Annotated in this window: 1 protein-coding gene; it reads right to left on the bottom strand. The window is 42.9% G+C overall.

Features of this window, described 5'->3' with window-relative positions; translation table 11 throughout:
* Positions 1-1,067, bottom strand: a 1,067-nt coding sequence (locus tag L870_RS0106795) for an amino acid adenylation domain-containing protein (RefSeq protein WP_028517504.1), incomplete at both ends; no start/stop codon positions are given.

The following is a 1,067-nucleotide window of genomic DNA, read 5'->3' as shown; positions in this document are numbered from 1 at the left end:
GGATTCTTTACGAACTTCTCCGCTGTAAGCTCTGGTCTGTTAAGATAGCCTCGTGCAAGTCCGTCTCCTGTCACACACAATTCACCCGGAATTCCTATTCCGCACATTGTGCTGCCATCCATTATATATGTTTTAAGGGTCGGAATTGCCTTTCCTATATCGCTTATTCCTCTTGCTATCTCTTCATCTCCGATCTCACGATAGGTTACATGTACTGTCGTTTCGGTTATTCCGTACATATTAACTATCTTTGTATCAGGATGATCCTTTCTCCACTTTTTCAGCTTTGTCGGATTAAGTGCTTCTCCGCCGAATATGAGATATCTGACATCAAGCTTTTCACCGCTGTCGACCAGCATAAGATTGTAGAATGCTGTCGGCACCTGATTAAGTACCGTTACCTTCTTTTCACGGAGTAGTGATATGAATTTCTTTGTATCCTTTGCTTCCTCTTCACTTACTACTATGAGCTTTCCGCCATAAAGTGTTGCTCCGTACATTTCCCACACCGAGAAATCAAATCCGTATGAATGGAACATCGTCCACACATCTTTTTCGTCGAAATCATACTCAAATGCGTCATTGAACATCAGTCTGACCACATTCTTATGCATGATCTCTACTCCCTTTGGCTTTCCTGTCGTTCCTGATGTGTATATTACATAAAGTCCGCTTTCAGGCTTTATTTCTGCATTTGGAGCTGTTTCAACGCTGCTGTATGCTTCAGGCGATCTCAGGTCTATCCGCTCTCCGCTATACTCTGCATTCAGCTTTGTTTCTCCTGTGAGCAGCACCTTTGCTCCGCAGTCAGAAAGGATATATTCCACTCTGTCCTCGGGATACATAGTGTTTATAGGCACATATATTCCGCCTGCCTTGATGATTCCGTAAATTCCTATTACCATTTCAAGGCTTCTTTCTATGTACAGCGCTACATAATCTCCGCTCTTTACACCTTTTTCGATAAGCTTGTTTGCAAGACTGTTTGCTCTTGCATTAAGCTCGGCATACGTCAGGCTCTTATCCTCAAATACAAGCGCTGTATTATCGGGAGTTTTCTTAACCTG

The organism is Ruminococcus flavefaciens ATCC 19208 (assembly GCF_000518765.1).
GTDB lineage: Bacteria > Bacillota > Clostridia > Oscillospirales > Ruminococcaceae > Ruminococcus > Ruminococcus flavefaciens.
This window is presented reverse-complemented; position numbering and strand designations above follow the sequence as displayed.